We start from the raw sequence: 24,411 nt of genomic DNA, 5'->3' as shown, positions 1-24,411 counted from the left end.
CCATGAGCAGCGGCATATCCGATCCGCGACTGGCCCGCTTGGCCCAGGCCTACGAGGCCCTGCGCCGCGACAACCTGCCGGCGCTGCTGTCCCTGTATGCCGAGCAGGCCCTGTTCAAGGACCCGTTCAACGAGGTGCGCGGCCACGCCGCGATCGAGCGCGTGTTTTCCCACATGTTCGAGCAGCTCGACCGGCCCCGCTTTACCGTCAGCCACGGCGCGGTGCAGGGGGACAGCGGCTTTTTGCTGTGGGAGCTGGGCTTTGTGCGGGCATCCGGCCAGACCATGCGCATCTGCGGCACCAGCTACCTGGAGTTCGATGCGCAGGGGCTGGTGGCAGTACACCGCGATTTCTGGGACCCGGTGGAGGAAATCTTCGCCAAGGTCCCCGTGCTGGGCGCCCTGGCCAGGGCGCTGCAGCACAAGCTCAGGGCGCCGCAGTAAGCAGCCGGGCCAACTGCGCCAGGGCGCCGTCCAGCGCGTCGAAACGCGGCGCACCCAGGCAGATGCGCAGCCCGCTGGCCTGCTCCTGCGGGTCCACCATGAGCGAGCCCGGATCGGTCAGCTTCAAACCCAGCGCCGCTGCGGCCGATACCAGTCGGTCGGCGGCTTCGCGCTCCATGGGCAGCCAGGCGTTGTAGGCCTCGGGGTGCAGCACCAGGCCGGAGCCACTCAGGTGCGAGGCGAGGTGTGATGCGGCCAGCCGGCAGCGCCGCTGTGCCTCATGGCGCAGGTCGGCCTGCAGGGAAGCGACCACGCCGTGCGACAGCCATTCATCGATCACGGCGCAGGAGAGGGCCGAAGGCGCCATGGACATCTCCTGCACAAGCTCCACAGCCGCGCCGCACAGCGAAGCGGGCAGCACCAGCATGCCCACCTGCAGCCCCGGTCCCAGGGACTTGGACAGCCCGTTCACATGCAGCGTGATTTCGGGCGCCAGCGTGGCCAGATGGGCCAAGGGTGCGTGATCGGGCAAGCAGGTGGCATACACGCCGTCTTCGATGATCCAGGCGCCTGCGCTGCGGCAGATGTCCACGATCGCCTGCCTGCGCTCCGCGCCCATGGTGGCCGTGGTCGGGTTGTGCAGCGTGGGGGTGAGGTAGACCACCTTGCCTTCGGCGGCGGGAATGCCCTCCAGCGCATCGGCCAGCGCCTGCGGCAGCAGGCCCTGACCGTCGATGGCCAGGCCCTGCAGGGCCCAGCCCTTGCGCCGGGCCAGGGCAATGGCGCCGGGGTAGGTGATGCGCTCGGTCAGCAGCCGGCCCCGGGGCTGGCAGACCAGGTCAAGGGCCAGCGACAGCGCCTGGCGCGCGCTGCTGGTCAGCACCATGTGGTCGGGTTCCACGTTCAGGCCCAGCGTCTGCAGCCAGCGCGCGAGCACGCGGCGATGCTCCGGATGTCCGCCCGGCGGCGCGTAGGAATTGAAGTGATCGGCATCGATGCGGCGCGCAATGGCGGTCAGCGTGCGCGCCAGCATGCGTTCGCTGATGGCGGCCGGCGGCGCGTTGGAAGACAGGTCTATGTCCTCGCCAGCCTGCGCCTGCTGTGACGCCACGAAGGTGCCCCGGCCCTTGACGCTGCGTGTCAGCCCCCGGCGCTCCAGCAGCGCATAGGCCCTGGTCACCGAGCCCAGGCCGATCTGCAGCCTGTCGGCCAGGTCTCTGTGGGCGGGGAGGCGGTCGCCGCCGGCCAGCCGGCCTTCGACGATGTCGTCGGCCAGGGCGCGCGCCAGCCGCTCGGCGGCACTGGCTTCAATGCGCGCAAGACGGGGCGTCCAGGGGGAGGGCAGGAGCATGGTCGGGGCAAGGAAAAAATGAGTGTGCCGTGACACTATTTCATTTGTCGATAGTGTAACGTTCACTCCATGTTCAGCCACATCACCGTCGGCGCCCGTGATCTCGAGCGGGCCGGCCGCTTCTATGACGCGGTGCTTTTCCCGCTGGGACTGCAGCGCCGCGCCGTCCAGCCCGATGGCGGGCCGGCCGCGCTGTGCTGGGTGGCGCCGCCGGCGGCCTTGCCGCGCTTTTATGTCTACAGCCCCTTCAACGGCGAGCCGGCCACGGCGGGCAATGGCGCCATGGTGGCCTTTGTGGCCCCGTCGCCCGACGCGGTGGACGCGGCCCATGCCGCCGGCCTGGCCCGGGGCGGCAGCGACGAAGGCCCGCCCGGCCCGCGCCCGCACTACGGCGATGGCTACTACGGCGCCTACCTGCGCGATCCCGACGGCAACAAGGTCCATGTGGTGCATCGCGCCGATGTGCGGCCGTAGCGCGGCACGGGCCCGCCGCCCGTTTCCCTTTCTTTTCCTTTCCATTCAACAAGGACCGTCTTCATGAGCATTGCCGTTCATATGGTCGACGTTTTCGCCAGCGGCCCGCTGTCTGGCAATCCGCTGGCCGTGATCACCGGTGGGCAGGCGCTGACCACTGCACAGATGCAGCAGCTGACACGCTGGTTCAACCTCTCCGAAACCGCGTTCCTGCTGCCACCCACGCAGGCGCAGGCCGACTACCGTGTGAGGATTTTCACGCTGGACCGGGAGATGCCTTTTGCCGGCCATCCCACGCTGGGCAGCTGCCATGCCTGGCTGTCCCAGCGCGGTGCGCCCAAGAACGCAGGCCACATCGTCCAGGAGTGCGGGGCGGGACTGGTGCAGATACGGCAGGAGCATGGGCGGCTGGCATTCGCCGCGCCGCCCATGCTGCGCTTTGGCGCGCCCACCGCCGATGAGCTGGATGCCGCGCTGCGCATGCTGGGCATCACTGCCGAAGAGGTGCAGGCCGCCTCGTGGATAGACAACGGCCCCGGCTGGCTGGGCATCCGCCTGGCCTCGGCCGAGAAGGTGCTTGCGCTGAACCCGGCCCGGCAGTGGCCCACCCGCATGGACGTGGGCGTGGTGGGACCCTATGCCAGGGGTGTCGGCGGTGCCAGCCCTGCCGCCTGCGAGGTGCGCGCCTTCTTCTCCGATCACCAGGGCGCCATCGTCGAAGACCCCGTCACCGGCAGCCTCAACGCCTCGCTGGCGCAGTGGCTGTTTGCGACAGGGGTGATGGACAGCGACTACGTTGCCGCCCAGGGCCGCTGTCTGGGCCGTGACGGCCGCATCTTCCTGACCCGTGACGGCACGGGCCAGGTCTGGGTGGGCGGCACTGCGCGCACCCATGTCGAAGGCGCACTGAGCGGCCTTTGATCCACACTGAAAGAACCCACGAATGACAGCGATCCAAGAGAGCCCGCGCGCTCCCGTCTCATCGGCCAGGGCCAACCTGAAAATGCTGGTGCGCTACAAGGCCTGGGCCAACGGCCTGACCTTCAAGAGCGTGATGGAACTGCCCGAAGACGAGGCCCTGAAGCAGCGCCCCACGAGCTTCGGCAACATGGTGCGCACGCTGAACCACGTCCTTGTGGTGGAGGACATCTTCAGGCACCACCTGCAGGGCCGCAAACATGGCTACACCATGCGCAACACCGACGACACGCCCACGCTGCAGGCGCTGTGGGAATCCGTGCAGGCAATGGACCGCTGGTATGTGGAGTTCGTCGACGCATGCCCGGACGAGGAACTGGCGAAGGTCGTGCACTTCGAGTTCGTGGGCGGCGGCCAGGGCGCCATGACGCGCGAGCAGATCGTGCTGCACGTGGTGAACCACGGCAGCTACCACCGTGGCTTTGTCAGCGACATGATGTACCAGGTGCCCTTCGTGCCGCCGGCCAACGACCTGCCGGTGTTCCTCAGGGACTGCTACCGCGTGGACGAGCCGGCCTGCGGTTGAGGCAGGGCCAGGGCCTGCTGCGCCAGGGCGCCCTGGAGCACGGGCAGCTCAGGCGGCGCGTCGCCGGGCAGGGCCCATCCCTGGCGCAGCGCACCGGCAAAACCGTCGGCCACGCGCGAGTAGGCGCGGCCGCTGGTCATCACGCGCGGCCGCGCGGACCAGGCGATGCGGGCGCCGCCGGCCGCCAGGCGGTCCACCAGGTCCTGGTCCTCGCCGCAGGTGCGTGCGTCGAACCCGCCGGCCTGGCGGTAGTGCCAGGCTGAGATGCCCAGGTTGGCGCCGTGCACGTGGCGGTGGCCGTCGCGGTCCGTGTAGGTGGTCTCGAAGTGCCGCCGCGCCGTGTCCGCCTGGACGCCGTGGGCCGACCAGTCGGCCACTTGCACCGTGCCGCAGACCACGTCGGACTGAAGCGCCAACTGGTCGGCCAGCCAACTCTGGGAGACCGTGGTGTCGGCATCCGTGAAGGCCAGCCAGCGGGCGCCCAGCAGCAGCAGGTACTCCGACCCCAGCGCGCGGGCCTTGCCCACGTTGCGCGCGGCAATCGGCAAGGGGATGGCGGGCCAGCGGCGCACGGCCGATTCGGTGGCGTCCTGGCAGCTGTCCAGCACCACGACGACGGCCACGGTCTCGCCTTGCAGGTCGGCATGGGCGGCCGCGCAAAACACGCTGTCCAGGCAGCGGCCTATGAGGTCTTCCTCGTCATGGGCTGGGATGCACACGCCGATCATCTGTCCGTCCTTTCAGGGGTTTTCTGCCAGATGTCCAGCTGGAAATCCGGCTCGCTGTGGCTCAGCAGCAAGTGCAGCTGCGCATGGGCCGACACGCTGTCATGCAGGGTGCGAGTGGTCTGCAGGTGATCGTGCGCCCCATGCCGCCAGTGGCACATGAGCCAGTGCCCGCCGCCCTGCAGCGAGGCCAGGCACTGGCGGTTGAAATGCGCCAGTGCCGCGTCGTCGAAGTAGTAGGCAAGCTCCGAGACCACGATGAGATCGAAGCCTTGCTGCGGCACCTGGGGCACCTGTGGCCATTGCCAGGGCAGGGGCAGGGCCTGCAGGTCCAGGCGGGCGCGGTCCTGCGGCGCAATCCGCTGGCGGCACAGCTGCACGGCCCTGTCCGAGAAATCGACGGCGCACAGCCGGTCGCAGCGCTGCAGCAGGCGCTGCGTGGCCTCGCCATTGCCGCAGCCGGGCTCGAAGCCGTGGGCATAGCGCTCGCGCGGCAGGGCGGCCAGCAGCAGGTCGCGCTTGCGCCGCTCGTACCAGCGCGATGCGACCTGCCAGGGGTCGGGGTCGGCCTGGTACATCTGCTCGAAGTGCTGCCTGGCGCCGTTCATAGAAACACCACTTCAAACGGACGCAGCAGGCGCTGCGTGGCCCAGGACGGCAGGACCGCGTCGCGGCCCGTGGACGGGTCTGGCAGCAGCTGGCTGCGAAAGCACGACAGGGCCTTGCGCTTGAGCGCCAGTTCCTGCGGTGCCAGCGCAATGGCGGCGGCACGGTGCCAGGGCACGCGTGCGTCGCCGGGCTCGGCCCAGTGCCAGGCCCAGATCGGCAGCTCGAAGAGCCGGCAGCCCGTGTTTCGGGCCGCCGTGGCGCAGGCCTGTCCCGTGGCCTCGTGGTCCGGGTGGCCGTCTTCGCGCCAGGTGCACAGCAGCGCGTCCGAGGGCTGCAGCAACTGCTCCAGCCGCTGCAGCAACTGCGCTGCATGCTCGGCGATATGGCCGTCGGGCAAGCCCAGCCGCAGCACCTGCGCCTGCGGCGCAAGCAGGGCCAGGGCCTGGGTGCTCTCCTGCACGCGCTCGCGCTCCAGACGCTGCGGCGGCCACAGCGTCGAGTCGGGGTGGCTGGCTCCGCCATCGGTCACGGAGACGATGAGGCAGGGCATGCCCCGCTCGGCACAGCGGTGCAGCAGGCCGGCGCAGCCCAGGATTTCGTCATCGGGGTGCGGCGCGACGATGACGGCGCGGCGCCGGCCGTCCAGCAGGTCGTCCATGGATACCTGCGCTGGCCGGCGTTGCGCAAACCAGGCCTGCCAGCGCGATTCGGGCGTGCCCCGGCCCTCGATGAGGCGCGGCTTCACAGCATCCATGCGGTGCCTCCCGGTGCCTGCGAGGCCTGTGCCTTCTCGGCGAGCAGGCGGCCGAGCGCGGCCTGGTCACGCTCGGCATGGCTTTGGCGGATGAAGACGGGCAGGTCGGCAATCAGCTGCGCCAGGCCCCTGTTCTTGCACAGCGGGCCGGGACCGATGGCGCGCGGCACGCGCCGCAGCACCTCTTCGGCGGCGGCTTCCACGGCGAGGCGGGCGCGGCTCACGGCCAGCAGGCAGGGGTCCGAGGGCGTGGCATCGATGCAGGCCGCAGCGTCGCGCAGCAGGCCGGCCGCGCTGGCCAGGGCCACGTCCAGCGCGCCCAGGTGGGCCTGGCGGTGCGGGTCCTCGCCTTGACTGACGGCCTGCTGCAGATGGCTGGCGATGCGCGCTGCCGCGCCATGCCAGCAGGCCGCAACGCCTGCGCCGCCATGGTGAAAGCCGGGGCGGCTCAGGTACTGGCCCGGGGCCCCGACCAGCACGCCGGTGGCGCCGTCGAAGTGCACATCGGCGCTGGCGCTGGCAGCCATGCCCACGGCCTGCCAGTGGCTGTCGTCCCGGCGTATGCCGGGCTGGTCCATGGTGACGGCGATCAGGCAGCGCTGGCCGTCTGCGAGCCAGCCGCTGACCAGGGCGCGGTCCACGGCGCGGGCGCCGGAGCACCAGGGCTTGTGACCGGACAGGCGAACCGCCGAGCCTGCCTGCAGCGTCGTGCGTTGCGTGGCGTCGGGAGATGCCGCCGTGGCCTGCACGCGCTCGCCCGGCGGCTCGGCGCACCAGACGGCCCAGCGCAGTCCCTCGGTGGCCAGGTCGGCCTGCAGTTCGGACAGGATGGCCAGGGCGTCGGTATGGCCTTCGTAGAGCTTGGCCAGGCCCAGGCTGTGGGCGGCCACTTCGGCCAGTGCTCGCCAGCGCTGCAGCGTGTGACCATGGCCCGGCAGCGGCAGGCGGTCGGCGCCCTGCGCTACCAGCAGCGCCAATTGGTCCGCCGGCGACAGGTCCGCATGGCCGCGCAAGGCCTGGGCCAGCGTGTCGCTGCATGTCCATGCATTGGCGTGCTCGTCGTTGTGCTGGGCCATCACCGCTCACCTTCCTTTTTCGTGCCTTGCGCAGCCTGGAAATGGGGGGGAGGCGCCAGGCGATGCCATGGTGCCGGGAGGATGAACGCGGCGCCGCAGGAGCAGGAAGGCATTACCTGTCGGAGATCACCGACCGGCAGGCGTCCCGTTCCACGCCGTCGGCAGGGCAGGCGGCCAGTTCCAGGCGCAGCGGTGCCTGCTCCTGCCTGATCGAGGGAACGGGGATGCCGAAGTCTTCCCTTTCCCTGTGCTCCATCGGCCTGGCCTCTTTCAAGGCAGACAGAAAGGCCTTGCGCCACCAGTGCACGTCCTGCTCGGCAATGCGCTGCAGCAGCCGCTGGTGCCGCTGGCGCCTTTCCTGCAGCGGCATCTGCAGGGCCTGCTGCACCACGGCGGCCGTGCCGTGCACGTCGTAGGGATTGACCAGCAGCGCCTCCTGCAGCTGCTCGGCCGCGCCGGCAAACCGCGACAGCACCAGTACGCCCGGGTCGGCCGGGTCCTGGGCCGCCACGTACTCCTTGGCCACGAGGTTCATGCCATCGCGCAGCGGGGTGACCAGGCCCACGGCCGCCGCGCGGCACAGGCCCGGGATGCCATCGCGCGGCAGGGTCTGGTGGATGTAGCGCACGGGCATCCAGTCCAGCTCGCCGTAGTCGCCGTTGATGGCGCCGCACAGCGATTCGAGTTCACGCCGTATGTCGGCATACGCGTCCAGGCCCTCGCGCGTGGGCGAGCCGATCTGGATCAGCGTGGCGCGGCGGCGCTGCTCGGGATGGCGGGCCAGCAGCTCCCGGAAGGCGCGCAGGCGCTGCGGCAGGCCCTTGGAGTAGTCCAGCCGGTCTATGCCCAGCAGCAGGCGACGCTGGGCGTATTCGTGCTTCATGCGCTCGTGCATGTCGCGCGAGGCGCCGCCCTGTGCAAGCGCCATGAAACCATCCACATCGATGCCTATGGGGAAGTCCCGGCAGACCATGCGCTGGCCATGGGCGCGGAATGCGCCGTCGCCCAGGGCCTGGCCTCCGGCCTCCTCGCAGACATAGCGCTCGAAGTGCTGCACGTCCTGGCGGGTCTGCAGGCCCACGAGGTCATAGGCGAACAGGCAGCGCATCAGCCATGCATGTTCGGGAATGGCCGCCAGCAGGGTCGGCGGGGGCAATGGGATGTGCAGGAAAAAGCCGATGCGCTGGCGGCAGCCCAGGGCGCGCAGCTCGGCCGCCAGCGGGATCAGGTGGTAGTCATGCACCCAGAGGATGTCGTCCTCCGCCAGCAGGGGCAGCAGCCGGCGCGCAAGCAGCTGGTTCACGCGGCGGTAGCCGGCCGCAAGGCCCGTGTCGAAGTTCGCCAGGTCCAGCCGGCCATGGAAGACGGGCCACAGCACGCCGTTGCTGTAGCCCGCGTAGTAGCTGTCGTGGTCCGCGCGGTCCAGGTCCACCGTGGCCAGCGTGACCTTGCCGGCCTGGGAGCGGTGCACATGGCCGGCAGGCGCGGCCTGGGCACCGTCGTGGGTGACGGTTCCGCTCCAGCCGAACCACAGGCCGCCCGTCTGCCGCAGCGCATCGCCCATGGCCACGGCAAGGCCCCCGGCTGCAGTCCTGCCCGGATCGGCCACGCGGTTGGAGATCACCACCAGCCGGCTCATGGCAGGGCCTCCGCGCAGGTCTGTGCCGCCAGGTGCATGCATGCGCACTGCAGCCAGGCGTGCACGGCCTGCGGGCTGTCCAGCCGGTGGCAGGCCCTGCTTGCGCCTTCGCCCACCTTGATCGCCATGCCGCCGTGCGCCTGCACCACGGCAAAGCCGCTCTCGTCCGTGACATCGTCACCGGCAAAAACGGGGGTGCGTCCGGCGAACGGCTCTTCGCGCAGAAAGGCCGCAATGGCGCGGCCCTTGTCCACGCCCGCAGGCCTGACCTCCAGCACGCATTTGCCGTGCAGCAGCTCCAGACCGGGCAGGTGCCGCAGTGCGCGGCTCAATGTATCCAGGCACAGCGCCGCCAATTCTGGCGCGCGCCGGTAGTGCAGTGCGACCGAGGAGCGCTTGCGCTCCACCAGCAGGAAGGGATGATCGGCCGCCAAGGCATTGCACAACTGCAGCACGGTCTCTGGCATGGCCAATGGCTGCGGGTGCAGGCAGCCACCTGCATCCCGCCGCTGCAGGCCGTGCTCGCAGGCGGCGGGCAGATGCAGCGGCGTCAGAAAGTGGTCCAGCACCTCGAGCTGCCGCCCCGTGACGATGGCCAGCGCGCCCCCCAGCAGGCCTTGCAGCCTGGCCAGCATGGGGATCAGGGCGGGGTCTGGTGCAATGGCGTCCGGGGTCTCGGCCAGCGGCACAAGCGTGCCGTCAAAGTCGAGGAACAGGGCGAATCTGCGGGCGGGGAGTGGGGGTGTTTCCATGGAAAGACCACGGTACCGAGTGCTGGGTGCACCGACCGTCAGCCGACGGCTTGTGCGCGGATCGGCCATGCGCCAGCACGGGGCCATAGGCATGGAGGTGGCCTGCATGGCGCGTTCAGCGCTCAGCCTTGAGGGAGCCGCGGACATTGGTCACCGCCAGGCAGGCCTGCAGCGTCACCAGTGCCCAGGCGCCGGAGGACCATCCCCACAGCGCCCACAGCACATTGCTGAGCATCAGGATCCAGAAGCCCACATTGCGCCGCCCGGCGGAACGCGAGCCCACCCACCATTCGCCGAGGAGGGAGGCCGCAAAGGCAGGCCACTGGAGCCAATCTGGAATGTCGGGCATGGGGTTCTACCTGGATGGAGTGCAGGCAGGCCGCCTCAGTTGCCGGGCCGTGCCGGGTCGTCCTCGTCGATGGAGTGGCATTCCTTGCAGGCTCCGCTTTCGCGCGCGCGGGCGGCCAGGTTGACGTAGAAGGCTGCCACTTGCTGCAGCTGCTCCTCGTCCAGCCCCTCGATGCCGATCATGCGATTGCTGGCAATCTTGTTGGCTGCCAGCAGTTCGTTGAGCTTCAGGTGCAATCAAGGCTGCTTGCGCACCATCTTCTTGCGCCGCTCGGCATCCAGTCCCGGCGTCTGCCGCATGTCGGTATCCACCTGGCCGGAAACAATGTCGTCATGGGCCTGGCGCATCACCGGATCGGGCGCATCGCTGGTGGCGTCCAGGCTCTGGTCGCGCTCGTGCGGAAGGCGCAGGCCTTGTTCGGATGCGTCGGCTGCATCGGATTCACCGGGCGCATGGGGCGCCTTGCCCACCTGGCCAGGCAGCTTCGTCTGGCCATCGCCCGACGGTTTCGCCTGTGTGGGTGCAGAGGACTTGGATGCGGATGGGGTCTTGTCTTTCATGGCGTCTTCCTTTCGTTCGCGGGCCTGCGCAGGCGGCGCTTGGGCCATGGTCTCTTTGCCCGTGCGCAGCCGCCGTGGGACCACGCCGAAAGCGCAGGAACGAAAAGATGCCTCGCGCATGAACGCCGTTCTCAGGCACGTCGTTTGCCCTGTGGGAGACGCCCCTCGCCGGCGGGCGCCCATGGCCCGCTGCCTGGGCCTTGCGCGCTGCCTAGACTGGAAGTCCGGCCCTGCAGCGATGGGGCCCGGCACCCTAGACAAGGAGCGCGATATGAGCAGCGACAGACAGGAGCCCGGCAAGGGCAAGGTGGAGAACGATCACAACCGCCAGGGCGCGAAGCCGCCCACGCAAAGGAACGAAGGCCAGCGAACGCCCGAAAGCCGCCATGACCGCGAGGCCCATGTCGGCAGCGGCAACCAGGCCCAGACGCGCCAGAACAAGGGCGGAGGCCCAGGCGGTGACCGCGGCGCTGGATGAATTGCCGGTTCCTAGCGACAAGGGCACCCTCGGGTGCCCTTTTTCATGGCGTGCAAGGGTGCATCAACGCCCGTTCTTGCGGTCACTGGGGCCATTGCGGTCGGACAGGATTTCGGCGGGCGGCCTGAGGCTGCCGCTGTCCGCGCCCTCGGCCTGCCAGGTGCCGCCTTCGCGCTGCGTGTTGCCGCGCGGGTGGCCCATGTCGGTTCCATCGTCGAAGTTCAGCGGGCCGTCCTGTGGCATGTCGTCGAAACGGTGCGCCGAGGCCTCGGCGATGGAATCGGCCACATCCTTTTCCGCGCTCAGGTGCTCGTTGATGTCCTTGCCTTCGGGCAGGTCGGCGCTGGCGTCTTCGCTGCGGTCGATCTGGGGAGTGTCGCTGCCGGTGGCAGCCGTGCTGTTCGGGGTGCGCATGGTGTTCTCCAAGGGGGTCCGGCCACCGTGGCCGGGTCATGGGCCAAGCCTGCCTGCGCGGGCTTGCAGCGGGGGTGGGCACAGCACTTTCCTGGAGGTAGGAGCGTGCCGATGCGCTCGGATGCAGTCCGATGCGGGAGGGCCGGCAGGCACGCCGATTGCCCTGTGCTTGCCCTGTGCGGCAGTGCGAAAAATGGCCACAGGCCGCTGGCGCGATGTCCGCAAGGGCAGGGCGCTGCGTTCCTACGGCACATGGCCGCAAGCGCGCACGCCGGACGGCCGCCGCGGCCATCAGCATAGGAATCACTTTCAACTGCCAAGGAGCACATTCCATGACGCAATCGAACCCCGCAAACCGTGACCCGCTGTCCGACGCACCCGGCGCGCACCCGGTGGGCACCGGCATAGGCGCAGCAGGCGGCGCCGTCACCGGCGCTGCATTCGGCGCAATGGGTGGCCCCATCGGCGCTGCCGTGGGCGGCGTGGCCGGTGCCGTGGTCGGCGGGCTGGCCGGCAAGGGTGCAGCCGAGGCCGTGAACCCCACGGTTGAAGATGCCTACTGGCGCGATGCCTACCAGAGCGAGCCCTATTACGTGGCTGGCCGCAGCTACGAGGAATACCGCCCCGCCTACGAGCTGGGCTGGAACGCTGCCGCCGCACGCCGCGATGCCGACTTCGATGCCTTCGACGCCGAGTGGGAGCGCGAATGGACCACGCGCCGTGGCGCCAGCCATCTGGACTGGGACCAGGCCCGGCCCGCAGCCCGCGCCGCCTGGGCGCGCGCAGGCAGCCGTGATGTCCGTGACGAGACGGGCACCATCGTCGCCCCCGCCTATACGGGCGATATCGACAACGACGATGTGGTGGACGTGCTCAACGACCTGCTTGAATCCTGCCGCGATGGCGAGTACGGCTTTCGCACCTCCTCCGAGAACGCCGACTCGCCCGACCTCAAGGCCTTGTTCATGCGCCATTCCACCGAGTGCGGTGTTGCCGCGCGGGAGCTGGAAGCGGAAATCCGCAGGCTCGGCGGAGAGCCGGCATCGGGCGGCACGGTGGCCGGCGCGCTGCACCGGGGCTGGGTGTCCGTGAAGACGGCCCTGACCTCGCAGGACGACAAGGCGGTGCTGGAGGAATGCGAGCGCGGCGAGGACTCCGCCCTCGCCCAGTACCGCAAGGCGCTCAAGCAACCGCTGCCACCGGCCGTGCGCGTGGTGGTGGAGCGCCAGGCACAGGGTGCCCAGCGCAACCACGATGAAGTGCGCGACCTGCGCGACCGTTACCGCAGCGCAGCCTGACCGCGCATCCCGCGCACCGCGCGGGCCACGGAATCGTCAGCCGCCCACGCCATAAGGCGCAAAGCGGCTGGCGTTCTCATCCACATGCAGCGCCTTTCCCACATAGGGAAAGGCGCGCTGCGTGCACTGGTCGCGTTCGCAGACCTTGCAGCCCATGCCGATGGGCGTGGCCGATTCCGGATCGCCCAGGTCCAGCCCCTTGGCATAGACCAGGCGCGAGGCATGGCGTATGTCGCAGCCCAGGCCGATGGAGAAGGTCTTGCGCGGCGAACCATAGCCGCGCTGCCCATGCGAGACCGAGCGTGCAATCCACAGGTAGCGCCGCCCATCGGGCATGCTGGCCAGCTGGCGCAGGACCTGGTCGGGCTGGCCGAAGGCCTCGTACACCGTCCACAGCGGGCAGGTGCCGCCCGTGCGGCTGAAGTGGAAATGCGTGGCCGACTGGCGCTTGGAGATATTGCCCGCGCGGTCCACGCGCACGAAGAAGAAGGGCACGCCCGGCGCGCCCGGCCGCTGCAGCGTGCTCAGGCGGTGGCAGACGGTTTCAAAGCCCACGCCAAAGCGCTGGCCCAGCAGGTCGATGTCATAGCGCAGTTGCTCGGCCGTCTCCAGGAACAGGTCATAGGGCAGCAGCAGCGCGCCCGCAAAGTAGTTGGCCAAGCCTACGCGGGCCAGCTTGCATGACGCCGGATCGCCCTGGAAGGCGGCGGTGGCGATCAGCCGGTCCAGCGTCTCGCCCATCTCCAGCAAGGCCAGCTGCGTGCCCAGCTGGAAGGCCTGTTGCGCAGGCTCCAGCGCCGAGGACAGCCACAGCGAGCGCGTGGCCGGGTCGAAGCGGCGCTGGCTTTGCCGGGAGTCTTCCGAGCGATGCACCTGAACACCGTGGCGCTGCTGCAGCCGCCGGACCAGCCAGTCCGCCAGATGGCCCGGGTCCGCGCGCGCCTCGCCGGCCAGGGCCTGGGCCGCGCGGTCCACTTCATCGAAATAGTTCTGGTGCGCAAAGAAGAAATCGCGCACGGCCTCGAACGGCATGGTGCGCGCCACCGGCATGTCCGAGCGGTCATCGCCCAGCCTGAGCGACATGCTCTCGATGCGCTCCAGGGCTTCCAGATGGCGGCGGTGCAGCGCCATCACCGCACGCCCCAGCGCCGGCATCTGCGCGGCGACTTCCTGCAGCTCGGGCAGGGCAATGGATTCGGGCGCCTCGGCAAGGGCCTCGCGCAGGCCGGCGACCAGGCGCGCCTCCTCGTCCTCCGAGAACTGCTGGATATCGACGCCCAGCGCACGGTTGAGCTTGAGCAGCACCGACACGGTCAGCGGCCGCTGGTTCTGCTCCAGCTGGTTCAGGTAGCTGGGCGACAGGCCCAGCGCGTGGGCCAGGGCGATCTGGGACAGGCCGTGCTCCGCGCGCAGTTTGCGCAGCTTGACGCCCATGAATGTCTTCTTCATGCCTGTTTCCTCGGGTGGCTGTTATTCGCAGAATTCGCAATATCGTGGGATTCGTTTCGCAAGAATTCGCCTTTTCAGCCCTATGGCTGAGCCGCTATTTTGCGTAGATTGCGAAGCATGACAACACCTGCTGGAACCGCCGAGCTGCGCGAACTGGTATTGCCCGCGCTGGCCAACCACCACGGCACGCTGTTCGCAGGCCAGGGCCTGCAGCTCATGGCCAAGGCCGCCTTTCTCGCAGCGCGCAGCCTGGCGCAGCGCGAGGTGGTGATGGCCGCCGTCACTGGCGTGGACTTCCTGGCGCCCGTGCCCGTGGGCCACGAGATCGTCCTGCGCGGCTGGGTCAGCCGCGTGGGGCGCAGCTCCATGACGGTCTGCGTCACCGCGTCGGCCCAGGCGCCGGGCATTGCCTGCGAGGACGTGCTCAAGGGCCTGTTCGAGATGGTGGCTGTCGACCACAACGGCCTTCCTGCCGCCATTGCCCATTCCTATCTGAACCAGGAGACCCTTCCATGAGTACCACGACCATCGACGCGCCATCTGCTCCATCTGCGTCCGCATTCAAGCCCAAGAAGTCCGTGGCCCTGTCGGGCGTGACCGCCGGCAACACGGCGCTGTGCACCGTGGGCCGCTCGGGCAACGACCTGCACTATCGCGGCTACGACATCCTGGACATTGCCGAGGTCTGCGAGTTCGAGGAAATCGCCCATCTGCTGGTGCACGGCAAGCTGCCCACGCGCCCCGAACTGCAGGCCTACAAGACCAAATTGCAGGCGCTGCGCGGCCTGCCGGCCAGCGTCAGGCAGGCGCTGGAGCAACTGCCTGCCGGCGCCCACCCGATGGACGTGATGCGCACCGGCGTCTCGGCCCTGGGCTGCGTGCTGCCCGAAAAGGACGACCACAACCTGGCGGGTGCCCGCGACATTGCCGACCGGCTCATGGCCAGCCTGGGCTCCATGCTGCTGTACTGGTACCACTGGAGCAATTCGGGCCGGCGCATCGAGGTGGAGACCGACGACGACTCCATCGGCGGCCACTTCCTGCACCTGCTGCACGGCCACCGGCCGTCCGAAGGCTGGGTGCGCGCCATGCACACCTCGCTCAACCTCTATGCAGAGCATGAGTTCAACGCCTCCACCTTCACGGCGCGCGTGATCGCGGGCACGGGCAGCGATATGTATTCGTCCATCGCGGGCGCCATCGGCGCGCTGCGCGGGCCCAAGCATGGCGGCGCCAACGAGGTGGCCTTCGAGATCCAGAAGCGCTACGACACGCCCGACGAGGCCGAGGCCGACATCCGCCGCCGCGTCGATGCCAAGGAAGTGGTGATCGGCTTCGGCCACCCGGTCTACACCGTCAGCGACCCGCGCAACGTGGTCATCAAGGGCGTGGCCAAGCGCCTGTCCGACGAGGCCGGAACCACCCGCATGTACGACATTGCCGACCGGCTGGAAGCGGTGATGTGGGAGGTCAAGAAGATGTTCCCCAACCTGGACTGGTTCAGTGCCGTCAGCTACCACATGATGGGCGTGCCCACGGCCATGTTCACGCCGCTGTTCGTGATCGCGCGCACCAGCGGCTGGGCAGCGCACGTGATCGAGCAGCGCCAGGACAACAAGATCATCCGCCCCAGCGCCAACTACACGGGGCCGGATGACCAGAAGTTCGTGCCCCTCGATGCGCGCGCCTGAGCCGCCGCTGTCCTGAACCTAGGCGGGCGGGCTGCAGGCCCGCCCGCATTGCATCCGCCCCATGAACCACACCCACAAGAAACCCCTGCCCGGCACCACGCTGCACTACATCGACGCCCGCGCCACCGTCGATGCCCTCTCGCCCGGTGCCTGGGACCGCCTGCCCTACACCGCCCGCGTCCACGCCGAGAACCTCGTGCGCCGCGCCGATCCCGCGCAGCTGGACAGCTACCTGCTGCAGCTCATCGAGCGCCGCCGCGACATCGACTTTCCCTGGTATCCCGTGCGCGTGGTCTGTCACGACATCCTGGGCCAGACCGCCCTGGTGGACCTGGCCGGCCTGCGCGACGCCATTGCGGCCGAAGGCGGCGACCCCGCCCAGGTCAACCCCGTCGTGCCCGTGCAGCTCATCGTGGACCACTCGCTGGCCGTGGAGTGCGGCGGCTTCGATCCCGATGCCTTTGCGAAGAACCGCGCCATCGAGGACCGCCGCAACGAGGACCGTTTCCACTTCATCGAGTGGACGAAGAAGGCCTTCGCCAACGTGGATGTGATCCCTGCGGGGAACGGGATCATGCACCAGATCAATCTGGAAAAAATGTCCCCCGTGGTCACTGTGCAGGATGGCCTGGCCTTCCCGGACACCTGTGTCGGCACCGACTCGCACACGCCCCATGTCGATGCCCTGGGCGTGATCGCCGTGGGCGTGGGCGGGCTGGAAGCCGAGAACGTCATGCTGGGACGCGCCTGCTGGATGCGCATGCCCGAGATCGTGGGCGTGCGCCTCACGGGCCGGCGCCAGGCGGGCATCACCGCCACCGACATTGTGCTGGCCCTGACCGAATTCCTGCGCCAGCAAAAAGTTGTCGGGGCCTATGTGGAATTCTTTGGCGAGGGCGCCGACAGCCTGAGCATTGGCGACCGCGCCACCATCTCCAACATGTGCCCTGAATACGGTGCCACGGCGGCCATGTTCTCCATTGATGACCAGACGCTGGCCTACCTGCGCCTGACCGGCCGCGACGAGGCCCAGGTGCGCCTGGTCGAGGCCTATGCGCGCACCGCAGGTTTCTGGAGCGACAGCCTGGCCGATGCCCAGTACGAGCGCCTGCTGCAGTTCGACCTGTCCACCGTGGTGCGCAACATGGCCGGCCCCTCGAATCCGCACCGGCGCCTGCCCACCTCGGCCCTGGCCGAGCGCGGCATTGCCGATGCGGCCAAGCTGCAGGCCGCCCGCGCCCAGGAGGCGCAAGGCCTGATGCCCGATGGGGCCGTCATCATCGCGGCCATCACCAGCTGCACCAACACCAGCAACCCGCGCAATGTCATCGCCGCCGCCTTGCTGGCGCGCAATGCCAATCGCCTGGGTCTCACGCGCAAGCCCTGGGTCAAGTCCTCGCTGGCGCCGGGCTCCAAGGCCGTGGAGCTGTACCTGAAGGAGGCCGGGCTGCTCACCGAGCTGGAGCAGCTGGGCTTTGGCATCGTCGCCTTTGCCTGCACCACCTGCAACGGCATGAGCGGCGCACTGGACCCCAGGATCCAGCAGGAAATCATCGAGCGCGATCTCTACGCCACGGCCGTGCTCTCGGGCAACCGCAACTTCGACGGGCGCATCCATCCCCAGGCCAAACAGGCCTTCCTGGCCTCGCCGCCGCTGGTCGTGGCCTATGCGCTGGCGGGCACGGTGCGCTTTGACATCGAGCAGGATGTGCTGGGCGTGGTGGACGGCCGCGAGATCCGCCTCAAGGACCTGTGGCCCGCCGACGAGGAGATCGACGCCATCGTCGAGCAATCGGTCAAACCTGCGCAATTCCGCGCCGTCTACGAACCCATGTTCGCCATCCGCAAGGACGACGGAGACAAGGCATCGCCCCAGTACGACTGGCGCCCCCAGTCCACCTACATCCGCCGCCCGCCGTACTGGGATACCGAAGGCGTGGGCGCACTGGCGGCCTTCCCGCGCACCCTCACCGGCATGCGGCCGCTGGCCCTGCTGCCCGACAACATCACCACCGACCACCTGTCGCCCTCCAACGCCATCCTGGCCGACAGCGCCGCGGGCGAGTACCTGGCGCGCATGGGCCTGCCCGAGGAAGACTTCAACTCCTACGCCACCCACCGCGGCGACCACCTCACCGCCATGCGGGCCACCTTCGCCAACCCGCAGCTGGTCAATGAAATGGCCGTCATCGACGGCGTGCAGCACAAGGGCTCGCTGGCGCGCATCGAGCCCGAAGGCCGCGTGGTGCGAATGTGGGAGGCCATGGAAACCTACCTGAACCGGCGCCAGCCGCTGATCATCATTGCGGGCGCCGACTACGGCCAGGGCAGCTCACGCGACTGGGCGGCCAAGGGAGTGCGCCTGGCCGGAGTCGAGGTCGTGGTGGCCGAAGGCTTCGAGCGCATCCACCGCACCAACCTCATCGGCATGGGCGTGCTGCCGCTGCAGTTCGTGCCGGGCACCGACCGCAAGACCCTGGCGCTGGACGGCACGGAAGTCTATGGCGTGGAAGGCGAGCGCACGCCGGGCACCCAACTCACTCTGGTGGTCGAACGCCGCAACGGCCAAACGCTGCGCGTGCCCGTGACCTGCCGGCTGGACACGGCCGAGGAGGTATCGGTCTACGAAGCGGGCGGCGTGCTGCAGCGCTTTGCCCAGGACTTCCTGGCGCAGGCTCAGGCAGCCTGAGCAGGGGGCGTGCCAGCGGCCAGCGGCTGGCGCGCCAGCTCGATGAAGGCCTGCAGATAGTCGGTCTGCAGGTCCGCAACGCGCGCGCCCAGGAAGATCTGCTTGGCAATGCCCTTGGCGCCCAGGCGCACGGGAACCACGTCCAGCTTGCCCGCGTACTCCTGCACCAGCCAGCGCGGCAGGGCCGCCACGCCCCGGCCGCTGGCCACCATCTGCATCATGATGTCCGTGGTCTCTATGGCCTTCTGGCGGCGCGGCGTGATGCCGGCCGGCATGAGGAACTGGTTGTAGATGTCCAGCCGGTCCATGGGCACGGGATAGGTGATCAGCACCTCGGGCGCGAGCTGGGCTGCCTCCACGAAATCGGCCCCTGCCAGTGCATGCGCACTGGAGACCACCAGCACCTGCTCGTAGTCGAACACGGGCACGAACTCCAGGCCCGCCTTGAACAGCGGATCGGGCGTGACCAGCAGGTCGATCTCGTAGCCGAACAGCGCGCCGATGCCGCCGAACTGGAATTTCTGCTTCACATCCACATCCACATCGGGCCAGCTCGCCAGATAGGGCGCGACGATCTTGAGCAGCCACTGGTAGCAGGGATGGCACTCCATGCCGATGCGCAGCGCGCCGCGCTCGCCCTGGGCGAACTGGCGCAGCCGCTCCTCGGCCAGGTCCAGCTGGGGCAGCACGCGCTGGGCCACGGCCAGCAGGTACTGGCCGGCCTGCGTCAGGCGCAGGCTGCGGCCTTCGCGCAGCCAGATGTCCGTGCCCAGCTGCTGCTCCAGCTTCTTCATGCTGTGGCTCAACGCCGACTGCGTCACGCACAGCACGCCGGCCGCCGCCGTCAGCGAGCCCTGTTTTTCGACTTCACGGACGATGGCGAGGTGGGTGCGTTCCAACATGTTGGTGAGAAAAATTCATGGATTTGTGAGCTAAAAAAATTCTAGTTCATTGATGTGAATCCATTCCATGGCTGCCTTCATCGATTGAAAGCAGTGCATGACCATCATTCATCACCTCGGTTTCCCCATCGGCGCCCGGCGTGCTACGCAGCCGGTGCGCCGGGCTGCAGGGCGCCGTGCAGGAAGGACTGCTCCATCACGGCTGCCACGCTGGCCCGCGCAACACGGCCGCGCCGCTCCGCATCCAGCAGGCCCACGGCCATGGAAAGCCACAGCTCGGTCATCGCCGCTGCCGTGATGTCGATGCGGAACACGCCGGCCTGCTGGCCGCGCAGGAAAAAGGCATCCATGGCCGCCACCCATTCGCTCTCTATCTGGCCGACCACCGAGATGTCGGAGCGCCAGAAATACATCAGGAACAGCAGCAGCGTCTGGTGGTCCTGGCAGTGGGCGGTGAGGCGGCGCAGCGCCTCCAGCGGCGCGTGGCGCTCCAGCTCGGCCGCGTGCATGGCGCGCGACAGGGTGTCGGCCGCATGCCCGATGAGCCGGTCGATGAGCTGGTCGCGCGTGGGGCAGAAGCGGTAGAGCGTGGCCTTGCTGATGCCGATGGCGCGTGCCAGCTCCTGCAGATTGGCCTTGGGATCGTCCAGCAGCGCCAGTGCCAGTGCGCCCAGCAGCTTGCCTTCGTCCTCTTGCTTGGTGCTCGTCATCGCTTGTCATGCCTCCTTGGAAAGTGCATGGATTTTATCTGTTGATGTTTCAAAGCATCAAATGAATCGATGTTGACTCATTTGATTCTGATATGTACCATCGCGGCCTTCGTATCGAACTCAATCAGGTTGTGAACATGAGCATGCGTCTGAACAAGCGACGTGGCCTGCCGCTGGCGGCCCTGGTGCTGGCCGCCCTGGCGGCGGGCTGCGGCCGCAACGAGGCTCCGGCCGCAGCGGGTGATGCGCTGCCCGTGGTGCAGGCCGTCACCGTGCAGGCCGCGCCGCTGGCCCTGTCCAGCGAGCTGCCGGGCCGTATCGAGCCCGTGCGCGTGGCCGAGGTGCGTGCGCGGGTGGCCGGCATCGTGCTGCGCCGCCATTTCGAGGAAGGTGCCGATGTCCGGGCCGGCCAGGTGCTGTTCCAGATCGACCCGGCGCCCCTGCGCGCCGCACTGTCCCGCGCCCAGGGCCAGCTGGCCAGCGCCGAGGCGGCCCTGCTCGATGCGCGTGCCGTCGTCGGCCGCAACGCGCCGTTGGTGGCGCAGGAGGCGGTCAGCCGCCAGGACTTCGAGGCCATGCAGGCCCGCCTGCAGGCGGCCCAGGCCGCGCGCCAGTCCGCCCAGGCCGAGGTGCGGGCGGCCGCCCTGAACCTGGAATACGCCACGGTCAGGGCGCCGATCGCGGGCCGCATCGGCCGTGCACTGGTCACCGAGGGCGCCCTGGTGGGCCAGGGCGAGGCCACGCCCATGGCGCTGGTCCAGCAGCTCGACCCGGTCTATGCCGACTTCCAGCAGCCCGTGGCCGAAGCCCAGCGCCTGCGCGCGGCACTGGCCGAGGGCCGCCTGGCACAGACGGCTGGCAAGGACGGCACGCCGGTTTCCCTGAAGGTGGACGGCACGGGCCTGCAGCGCACGGGGCGGCTGCTGTTCTCGGATGTGACGGTGGACCGCGGCACGGGCCAGATGGCGCTGCGCGGGCGCTTCGACAACCGCGACGGCATGCTGCTGCCCGGCATGTATGTGCGCGTGACCGTGGGCCAGGGCGTGGACCCTGCCGCCATCCTGGTGCCGCAGCGGGCCGTGCAGCGCAGCACCGACGGGCAGGCCCACGTGCTGGTGGTGGACGGCCAGGACACGCTGCAGATGCGCCCCGTGCAGACCGCGGCCATGCATGGCGCGCAGTGGCAGATCAGCGCAGGCCTCAAGGGCGGCGAGCGCGTGGTGGTGGGCCGCATGGCGGGCCTGCAGCCCGGGGCGCAGGTTCAGGTCACGGCCCTTTCCGATGCCGCGGCCTCCCCTACGGCGGGGCTGTCCGGCACCTTCAGCGCCTCCGGCAGCTCCGCCACGTCCAGCGACTGAGCCGGCGCGTGCCCAAGGAATAGACCATGTCCAAGTTCTTCATCAACCGCCCCAACTTCGCCTGGGTGGTGGCCATCTTCATCATGCTGGCCGGGCTGCTGGCCATACCGGCGCTGCCCGTCTCCCAGTTTCCCAACGTGGCGCCGCCGCAGATCTCGATCACCGCCAACTATCCGGGCGCCTCCGCCACCACGGTGATGGAGTCGGTGACCAGCGTCATCGAGGAGGAGCTCAACGGCACCAAGGGGCTGCTGTACTTCGACTCCTCCAGCGGCTCCACGGGCCTGGCCGAGATCACGGCCACCTTCGCCCCGGGCACCGAGCCCGCGCTGGCCCAGGTGGAGGTGCAAAACCGCATCAAGAAGGCCGAGGCGCGCCTGCCCGCGTCCGTGATGCAGATGGGCCTGCAGGTCGAGCAGGCCAGCGCCAACTTCCTGATGATCTACTCGCTGACCTACAAGGACGGCAGCGGCGGCAGCGGCAGCAGCGAGGTGGCCCTGTCCGACTACGCCGTGCGCAACATCAACAACGAGATCCGCCGCGTGCCCGGCGTGGGCAAGGTGCAGTTCTTCGCGGCCGATGTGGCCATGCGCGTGTGGGTCGATCCGAACAAGCTGCTGGGCTACGGCCTGTCGGTGGCGGACGTGAACGCGGCCATCGCCGCCCAGAACGCGCAGGTGCCGGCCGGCAGCTTTGGCGCCTCGCCCGCAGGGCCCGGCCAGGAGCTGAGCGCCACCATTGCCGTCAAGGGCACGCTGGCCTCGCCCGAGGAGTTCGGCCAGATCGTGCTGCGTGCCAGGGCCGATGGCTCGGCCGTGCGCCTGGCCGATGTGGCGCGGCTGGAGGTCGGCCAGCTGGACTACAGCTTTTCCTCGCGCGAGGACGGCCGCCAGGGCGTGGCCGCCGCCGTGCAGCTGGCGCCCGGGGCCAACGCCATGCAGACCGCCAAGGCCGTCAAGGCGCGCCTGGCCGAGCTGTCGCAGAACTTCCCTGCCGGCATCCAGTACGCCGTGCCCTATGACACCTCGCGCTTCGTGGAAGTGGTCATCGGCAAGGTCATCCAGACCCTGGTGGAGGCCGTGGCGCTGGTGTTCCTGGTGATGTGGCTGTTCCTGCAGAACCTGCGCTACACGCTGATTCCCACCATCGTCGTGCCCGTCTGCCTGGCCGGCACCCTGGGCGTGATGTATGCGCTGGGCTTTTCGGTGAACATGATGACCATGTTCGGCATGGTGCTGGCCATCGGCATCCTGGTGGACGACGCCATCGTGGTGGTGGAGAACGTGGAGCGCCTCATGGCCGAGGAGGGGCTGTCGCCGCTGGCCGCCACGGTCAAGGCCATGCAGCAGGTCTCGGGCGCCATCGTCGGCATCACCCTGGTGCTGGTGGCGGTGTTCCTGCCGCTGGCCTTCATGAGCGGATCGGTGGGCGTGATCTACCGGCAGTTCTCGCTGTCGCTGGCCGTCTCCATCCTGTTCTCGGGCCTGCTGGCGCTGACCTTCACGCCGGCGCTGTGCGCCACGCTGCTCAAGCCCGTTGCCAAGGGCCACCACGCCGAGCGCAAGGGCTTCTTCGGCTGGTTCAACCGCCGCTTCGCGGCGCTGACCGAGCGCTTCGACCTGCTCAACCAGCGGCTGGTGCGCCGCGCCGGGCGCTGCATGCTGGTGTATGCCGCCATCGTGGCCGGGCTGGGCGTGGCGTACACGCGCATGCCCGAATCCTTCGTGCCCTACGAGGACATGGGCTACTACATCGTCGGCGTGCAGCTGCCGCCGGGCGCCACCACGGAGCGCACCAAGGCCATGGTCAAGGACATGGAGGACTACATCCAGGGCCGCCCCGGCACGGCCCAGGCGGAGTTCCTGATGGGCTACAGCTTCTCGGGCATGGGGCAGAACGCGGCCCTGGCCTTCGTCACGCTCAAGGACTGGTCGGTGCGCGGCGCCGGGCAGGCGTCGTGGGACGAGGTGCAGGCCTTCAACCAGCGCTTTGCCCGCCTGTCCGACGGCACCGTCATGGCCGTGGACCCGCCGCCCATCGACGGCCTGGGCAACTCCGGCGGCTTTGCGCTGCGCCTGCAGGACCGCGCCAACCTGGGCCGCGAGGCCCTGATCGCCGCGCGCGACCAGCTGCTGGCCAAGGCCAATGCCTCGCCCATCATTGCCTACGCCATGATGGAAAACCTGGAGGATGCGCCCCAGCTGCGGCTGGACATCGACCGGCGCAAGGCGCAGGCCCAGGGCGTGGATTTCAGCGCCATCAACACGGCCCTGTCCACGGCCTACGGCTCGGCCGTGATCAACGAGTTTCCCAACGCGGGCCGCCTGCAGCGCGTGGTGGTGCAGGCCGATGCGCAGGCCCGCGCGCGGCCCGAGGACATCCTGCGCCTGCACGTGCCCAACGCCAGCGGGCAGCAGGTGCCGCTGTCGGCCTTTGCCACGGTGCGCTGGGAAAGCGGGCCGGTGCAGATCTCGCGCTACAACGGCTATCCGGCCTTCCGCATCTCGGGCGATGCCAGGCCCGGCCACACCACGGGCGAGGCCATGGCCGAGCTGGAACGCATCATGGCCGAGATGCCGCGCGGCATCGGCTACGAGTGGACGGCCCTGTCCTTCCAGGAGAAAGCCGCCGGTGCCCAGGCGCCCAAGCTGTTCGCGCTGGCCATCGTGGTGGTGTTCCTGCTGCTGGTGGCCCTGTACGAGAGCTGGAGCATTCCCGCCGCCGTGATGCTGATCGTGCCCATCGGCGCGCTGGGATCGGTGCTGGCCACCTCGGCCGTGGGCCTGTCCAACGACGTGTACTTCAAGGTGGGCCTGATCACCATCATCGGCCTGGCGGCCAAGAACGCCATCCTGATCGTGGAGTTCGCCAGGGACCTGCATGCGCAGGGGCACAGCCTGGCGCAGGCCGCGCTGCAGGCGGCGCGGCTGCGCTTTCGGCCCATCGTCATGACCTCGCTGGCCTTCATCCTGGGCGTGGTGCCGCTGGCGCTGGCCTCGGGCGCGGGCGCCTCCAGCCAGGCCGCCATCGGCTTCGGCGTGATCGGCGGCATGCTGTCGGCCACGCTGCTGGGGGTGGTCTTCGTTCCCGTCTTCTTCGTCTGGGTGCTGTCCCTGTTCCGGCGCAAGGCGCCGGTCGGCACCCCGCCTGCCCTGCAGGCCCCGGCAACCTCCATCGAGTAAGCGC

The 24,411-nt window shown here is 69.0% G+C and carries 25 protein-coding genes; 11 read left to right on the top strand and 14 right to left on the bottom strand.

Going from position 1 to position 24,411, the window contains the following annotated elements:
• The first annotated feature begins 2 nt into the window (after window positions 1-2).
• Window positions 3-443, top strand: a complete 441-nt coding sequence (locus KDK82_RS16020; protein WP_088165680.1) for a nuclear transport factor 2 family protein — start codon at window positions 3-5, stop codon at window positions 441-443.
• Here the strand turns inward: KDK82_RS16020 and KDK82_RS16015 are convergent.
• The gene (locus KDK82_RS16015; RefSeq protein WP_088165610.1) at window positions 427-1,794 is read right to left on the bottom strand and encodes a PLP-dependent aminotransferase family protein; all 1,368 of its coding nucleotides are present in this window, start codon (window positions 1,792-1,794) and stop codon (window positions 427-429) included. The genes KDK82_RS16020 and KDK82_RS16015 overlap by 17 nt on opposite strands.
• A 69-nt stretch (window positions 1,795-1,863) precedes the next feature.
• Here KDK82_RS16015 and KDK82_RS16010 point away from each other — a divergent pair, with 69 nt between their 5' ends.
• From KDK82_RS16010 to KDK82_RS16000, 3 genes are all read left to right on the top strand, one after another.
• Window positions 1,864-2,268: a VOC family protein gene (locus KDK82_RS16010; RefSeq protein WP_012207674.1), complete on the top strand. Its 405-nt coding sequence runs from the start codon at window positions 1,864-1,866 to the stop codon at window positions 2,266-2,268.
• Window positions 2,269-2,331: 63 nt separating this feature from the next.
• Entirely contained in the window at window positions 2,332-3,189 is an 858-nt protein-coding gene (locus KDK82_RS16005) for a PhzF family phenazine biosynthesis protein (protein WP_088165609.1), read from the top strand.
• A 22-nt stretch (window positions 3,190-3,211) separates the two neighbouring features.
• A complete protein-coding gene (locus tag KDK82_RS16000) occupies window positions 3,212-3,772 on the top strand; it encodes a DinB family protein (protein WP_088165608.1) in 561 nt (186 codons plus the stop codon).
• Here KDK82_RS16000 and KDK82_RS15995 read toward each other — a convergent pair.
• The 9 genes from KDK82_RS15995 to KDK82_RS15955 all read right to left on the bottom strand — a co-directional run bounded on the left by KDK82_RS15995 (window position 3,742) and on the right by KDK82_RS15955 (window position 10,236).
• The gene (locus tag KDK82_RS15995) at window positions 3,742-4,500 is read right to left on the bottom strand and encodes a glycosyltransferase family 2 protein (RefSeq protein ID WP_063328491.1); all 759 of its coding nucleotides are present in this window, start codon (window positions 4,498-4,500) and stop codon (window positions 3,742-3,744) included. The two genes, KDK82_RS16000 and KDK82_RS15995, sit on opposite strands and share 31 nt — an antisense overlap.
• Window positions 4,497-5,105 (bottom strand): bifunctional 2-polyprenyl-6-hydroxyphenol methylase/3-demethylubiquinol 3-O-methyltransferase UbiG, encoded by a 609-nt coding sequence (locus KDK82_RS15990; RefSeq protein WP_088165607.1) that lies wholly within the window; start codon window positions 5,103-5,105, stop codon window positions 4,497-4,499. The genes KDK82_RS15995 and KDK82_RS15990 overlap by 4 nt, the downstream gene beginning before the upstream one ends.
• The gene (locus tag KDK82_RS15985) at window positions 5,102-5,860 is read right to left on the bottom strand and encodes a PIG-L deacetylase family protein (RefSeq protein WP_088165606.1); all 759 of its coding nucleotides are present in this window, start codon (window positions 5,858-5,860) and stop codon (window positions 5,102-5,104) included. The genes KDK82_RS15990 and KDK82_RS15985 overlap by 4 nt, the downstream gene beginning before the upstream one ends.
• Window positions 5,848-6,936 (bottom strand): acyl-CoA dehydrogenase family protein, encoded by a 1,089-nt coding sequence (locus KDK82_RS15980; RefSeq protein ID WP_088165679.1) that lies wholly within the window; start codon window positions 6,934-6,936, stop codon window positions 5,848-5,850. Before KDK82_RS15980 ends, KDK82_RS15985 begins: the two co-directional genes overlap by 13 nt.
• Window positions 6,937-7,048: 112 nt before the next feature.
• On the bottom strand, window positions 7,049-8,575 hold the full coding sequence (locus KDK82_RS15975; RefSeq protein WP_088165678.1) for a trehalose-6-phosphate synthase: 1,527 nt from the start codon (window positions 8,573-8,575) through the stop codon (window positions 7,049-7,051).
• A complete protein-coding gene (otsB, locus tag KDK82_RS15970) occupies window positions 8,572-9,327 on the bottom strand; it encodes a trehalose-phosphatase (protein WP_256974503.1) in 756 nt (251 codons plus the stop codon). The genes KDK82_RS15975 and otsB overlap by 4 nt, the downstream gene beginning before the upstream one ends.
• Before the next feature lie 115 nt (window positions 9,328-9,442).
• Window positions 9,443-9,676 (bottom strand): hypothetical protein, encoded by a 234-nt coding sequence (locus KDK82_RS15965; RefSeq protein ID WP_088165605.1) that lies wholly within the window; start codon window positions 9,674-9,676, stop codon window positions 9,443-9,445.
• A gap of 35 nt (window positions 9,677-9,711) precedes the next feature.
• Entirely contained in the window at window positions 9,712-9,912 is a 201-nt protein-coding gene (locus tag KDK82_RS15960; protein WP_230590944.1) for a low affinity iron permease family protein, read from the bottom strand.
• On the bottom strand, window positions 9,913-10,236 hold the full coding sequence (locus tag KDK82_RS15955) for a hypothetical protein (RefSeq protein ID WP_013800490.1): 324 nt from the start codon (window positions 10,234-10,236) through the stop codon (window positions 9,913-9,915). It lies immediately after the preceding gene.
• A gap of 271 nt (window positions 10,237-10,507) precedes the next feature.
• On the opposite strand from KDK82_RS15955, the gene KDK82_RS15950 reads away from it, so the two are divergent.
• Window positions 10,508-10,714 (top strand): hypothetical protein, encoded by a 207-nt coding sequence (locus KDK82_RS15950; RefSeq protein WP_013800491.1) that lies wholly within the window; start codon window positions 10,508-10,510, stop codon window positions 10,712-10,714.
• 63 nt (window positions 10,715-10,777) lie between these two features.
• Here KDK82_RS15950 and KDK82_RS15945 read toward each other — a convergent pair whose 3' ends face one another.
• Window positions 10,778-11,128: a serine/threonine protein kinase gene (locus KDK82_RS15945; RefSeq protein WP_088165676.1), complete on the bottom strand. Its 351-nt coding sequence runs from the start codon at window positions 11,126-11,128 to the stop codon at window positions 10,778-10,780.
• Window positions 11,129-11,460: 332 nt separating this feature from the next.
• Between KDK82_RS15945 and KDK82_RS15940 the strand changes: the two genes are divergently transcribed.
• Window positions 11,461-12,426: a PA2169 family four-helix-bundle protein gene (locus KDK82_RS15940; RefSeq protein ID WP_012207662.1), complete on the top strand. Its 966-nt coding sequence runs from the start codon at window positions 11,461-11,463 to the stop codon at window positions 12,424-12,426.
• Window positions 12,427-12,462: 36 nt separating this feature from the next.
• Here the strand turns inward: KDK82_RS15940 and KDK82_RS15935 are convergent, their stop codons facing one another.
• Window positions 12,463-13,875 carry a short-chain fatty acyl-CoA regulator family protein gene (locus KDK82_RS15935; RefSeq protein ID WP_088165604.1) on the bottom strand — a complete coding sequence of 471 codons (1,413 nt, stop codon included), beginning with the start codon at window positions 13,873-13,875 and terminating at the stop codon, window positions 12,463-12,465.
• A 117-nt stretch (window positions 13,876-13,992) separates the two neighbouring features.
• Here KDK82_RS15935 and KDK82_RS15930 point away from each other — a divergent pair, with 117 nt between their 5' ends.
• From KDK82_RS15930 to acnD, 3 genes are all read left to right on the top strand, one after another.
• A complete protein-coding gene (locus tag KDK82_RS15930) occupies window positions 13,993-14,391 on the top strand; it encodes an acyl-CoA thioesterase (RefSeq protein ID WP_043821632.1) in 399 nt (132 codons plus the stop codon).
• Window positions 14,388-15,566, top strand: coding sequence for a 2-methylcitrate synthase (prpC, locus tag KDK82_RS15925; RefSeq protein ID WP_088165603.1), 1,179 nt, complete (start codon window positions 14,388-14,390; stop codon window positions 15,564-15,566). Before KDK82_RS15930 ends, prpC begins: the two co-directional genes overlap by 4 nt.
• 61 nt (window positions 15,567-15,627) lie before the next feature.
• Window positions 15,628-18,255 (top strand): Fe/S-dependent 2-methylisocitrate dehydratase AcnD, encoded by a 2,628-nt coding sequence (gene acnD, locus KDK82_RS15920; RefSeq protein ID WP_088165602.1) that lies wholly within the window; start codon window positions 15,628-15,630, stop codon window positions 18,253-18,255.
• Here acnD and KDK82_RS15915 read toward each other — a convergent pair.
• On the bottom strand, window positions 18,243-19,157 hold the full coding sequence (locus KDK82_RS15915; protein WP_088165601.1) for a LysR family transcriptional regulator: 915 nt from the start codon (window positions 19,155-19,157) through the stop codon (window positions 18,243-18,245). The genes acnD and KDK82_RS15915 overlap by 13 nt on opposite strands.
• Before the next feature lie 143 nt (window positions 19,158-19,300).
• Complete coding sequence (locus KDK82_RS15910) at window positions 19,301-19,867, bottom strand: TetR/AcrR family transcriptional regulator (RefSeq protein ID WP_034397250.1); 567 nt, start codon at window positions 19,865-19,867, stop codon at window positions 19,301-19,303.
• Window positions 19,868-20,004: 137 nt separating this feature from the next.
• Here KDK82_RS15910 and KDK82_RS15905 point away from each other — a divergent pair, with 137 nt between their 5' ends.
• Together KDK82_RS15905 and KDK82_RS15900 are read left to right on the top strand one after the other, a co-directional pair.
• Window positions 20,005-21,225, top strand: coding sequence for an efflux RND transporter periplasmic adaptor subunit (locus tag KDK82_RS15905; protein ID WP_088165600.1), 1,221 nt, complete (start codon window positions 20,005-20,007; stop codon window positions 21,223-21,225).
• Window positions 21,226-21,251: 26 nt separating this feature from the next.
• Complete coding sequence (locus tag KDK82_RS15900; protein ID WP_088165599.1) at window positions 21,252-24,407, top strand: multidrug efflux RND transporter permease subunit; 3,156 nt, start codon at window positions 21,252-21,254, stop codon at window positions 24,405-24,407.
• The last annotated feature ends 4 nt before the right edge of the window (window positions 24,408-24,411 follow it).

The sequence above is a fragment of the Delftia sp. K82 genome (assembly GCF_002193035.1).
GTDB classification, from domain to species: domain Bacteria; phylum Pseudomonadota; class Gammaproteobacteria; order Burkholderiales; family Burkholderiaceae_C; genus Comamonas; species Comamonas acidovorans.
The sequence above is the reverse complement of the archived record's forward strand: the minus strand, read 5'-3'. Positions and strand labels throughout refer to the sequence as shown.

What these genes read in the sequence shown, in the direction of transcription:
- KDK82_RS15940 (WP_012207662.1), top strand. Translation starts at nt 11,461, where the DNA reads ATGACGCAATCGAACCCCGCAAACCGTGACCCGCTGTCCGACGCACCC.
- KDK82_RS15915 (WP_088165601.1), bottom strand. Translation starts at nt 19,157, where the DNA reads ATGTTGGAACGCACCCACCTCGCCATCGTCCGTGAAGTCGAAAAACAG.
- KDK82_RS16005 (WP_088165609.1), top strand. Translation starts at nt 2,332, where the DNA reads ATGAGCATTGCCGTTCATATGGTCGACGTTTTCGCCAGCGGCCCGCTG.
- acnD (WP_088165602.1), top strand. Translation starts at nt 15,628, where the DNA reads ATGAACCACACCCACAAGAAACCCCTGCCCGGCACCACGCTGCACTAC.
- KDK82_RS16020 (WP_088165680.1), top strand. Translation starts at nt 3, where the DNA reads ATGAGCAGCGGCATATCCGATCCGCGACTGGCCCGCTTGGCCCAGGCC.
- KDK82_RS15935 (WP_088165604.1), bottom strand. Translation starts at nt 13,875, where the DNA reads ATGAAGAAGACATTCATGGGCGTCAAGCTGCGCAAACTGCGCGCGGAG.
- KDK82_RS15905 (WP_088165600.1), top strand. Translation starts at nt 20,005, where the DNA reads ATGAGCATGCGTCTGAACAAGCGACGTGGCCTGCCGCTGGCGGCCCTG.
- KDK82_RS16010 (WP_012207674.1), top strand. Translation starts at nt 1,864, where the DNA reads ATGTTCAGCCACATCACCGTCGGCGCCCGTGATCTCGAGCGGGCCGGC.
- KDK82_RS15910 (WP_034397250.1), bottom strand. Translation starts at nt 19,867, where the DNA reads ATGACGAGCACCAAGCAAGAGGACGAAGGCAAGCTGCTGGGCGCACTG.
- KDK82_RS15985 (WP_088165606.1), bottom strand. Translation starts at nt 5,860, where the DNA reads ATGGATGCTGTGAAGCCGCGCCTCATCGAGGGCCGGGGCACGCCCGAA.
- KDK82_RS16000 (WP_088165608.1), top strand. Translation starts at nt 3,212, where the DNA reads ATGACAGCGATCCAAGAGAGCCCGCGCGCTCCCGTCTCATCGGCCAGG.
- KDK82_RS15990 (WP_088165607.1), bottom strand. Translation starts at nt 5,105, where the DNA reads ATGAACGGCGCCAGGCAGCACTTCGAGCAGATGTACCAGGCCGACCCC.
- KDK82_RS15900 (WP_088165599.1), top strand. Translation starts at nt 21,252, where the DNA reads ATGTCCAAGTTCTTCATCAACCGCCCCAACTTCGCCTGGGTGGTGGCC.
- KDK82_RS15995 (WP_063328491.1), bottom strand. Translation starts at nt 4,500, where the DNA reads ATGATCGGCGTGTGCATCCCAGCCCATGACGAGGAAGACCTCATAGGC.
- KDK82_RS15980 (WP_088165679.1), bottom strand. Translation starts at nt 6,936, where the DNA reads ATGGCCCAGCACAACGACGAGCACGCCAATGCATGGACATGCAGCGAC.
- KDK82_RS15965 (WP_088165605.1), bottom strand. Translation starts at nt 9,676, where the DNA reads ATGCCCGACATTCCAGATTGGCTCCAGTGGCCTGCCTTTGCGGCCTCC.
- KDK82_RS15930 (WP_043821632.1), top strand. Translation starts at nt 13,993, where the DNA reads ATGACAACACCTGCTGGAACCGCCGAGCTGCGCGAACTGGTATTGCCC.
- KDK82_RS15975 (WP_088165678.1), bottom strand. Translation starts at nt 8,575, where the DNA reads ATGAGCCGGCTGGTGGTGATCTCCAACCGCGTGGCCGATCCGGGCAGG.
- prpC (WP_088165603.1), top strand. Translation starts at nt 14,388, where the DNA reads ATGAGTACCACGACCATCGACGCGCCATCTGCTCCATCTGCGTCCGCA.
- KDK82_RS16015 (WP_088165610.1), bottom strand. Translation starts at nt 1,794, where the DNA reads ATGCTCCTGCCCTCCCCCTGGACGCCCCGTCTTGCGCGCATTGAAGCC.
- otsB (WP_256974503.1), bottom strand. Translation starts at nt 9,327, where the DNA reads ATGGAAACACCCCCACTCCCCGCCCGCAGATTCGCCCTGTTCCTCGAC.
- KDK82_RS15955 (WP_013800490.1), bottom strand. Translation starts at nt 10,236, where the DNA reads ATGAAAGACAAGACCCCATCCGCATCCAAGTCCTCTGCACCCACACAG.
- KDK82_RS15950 (WP_013800491.1), top strand. Translation starts at nt 10,508, where the DNA reads ATGAGCAGCGACAGACAGGAGCCCGGCAAGGGCAAGGTGGAGAACGAT.
- KDK82_RS15945 (WP_088165676.1), bottom strand. Translation starts at nt 11,128, where the DNA reads ATGCGCACCCCGAACAGCACGGCTGCCACCGGCAGCGACACTCCCCAG.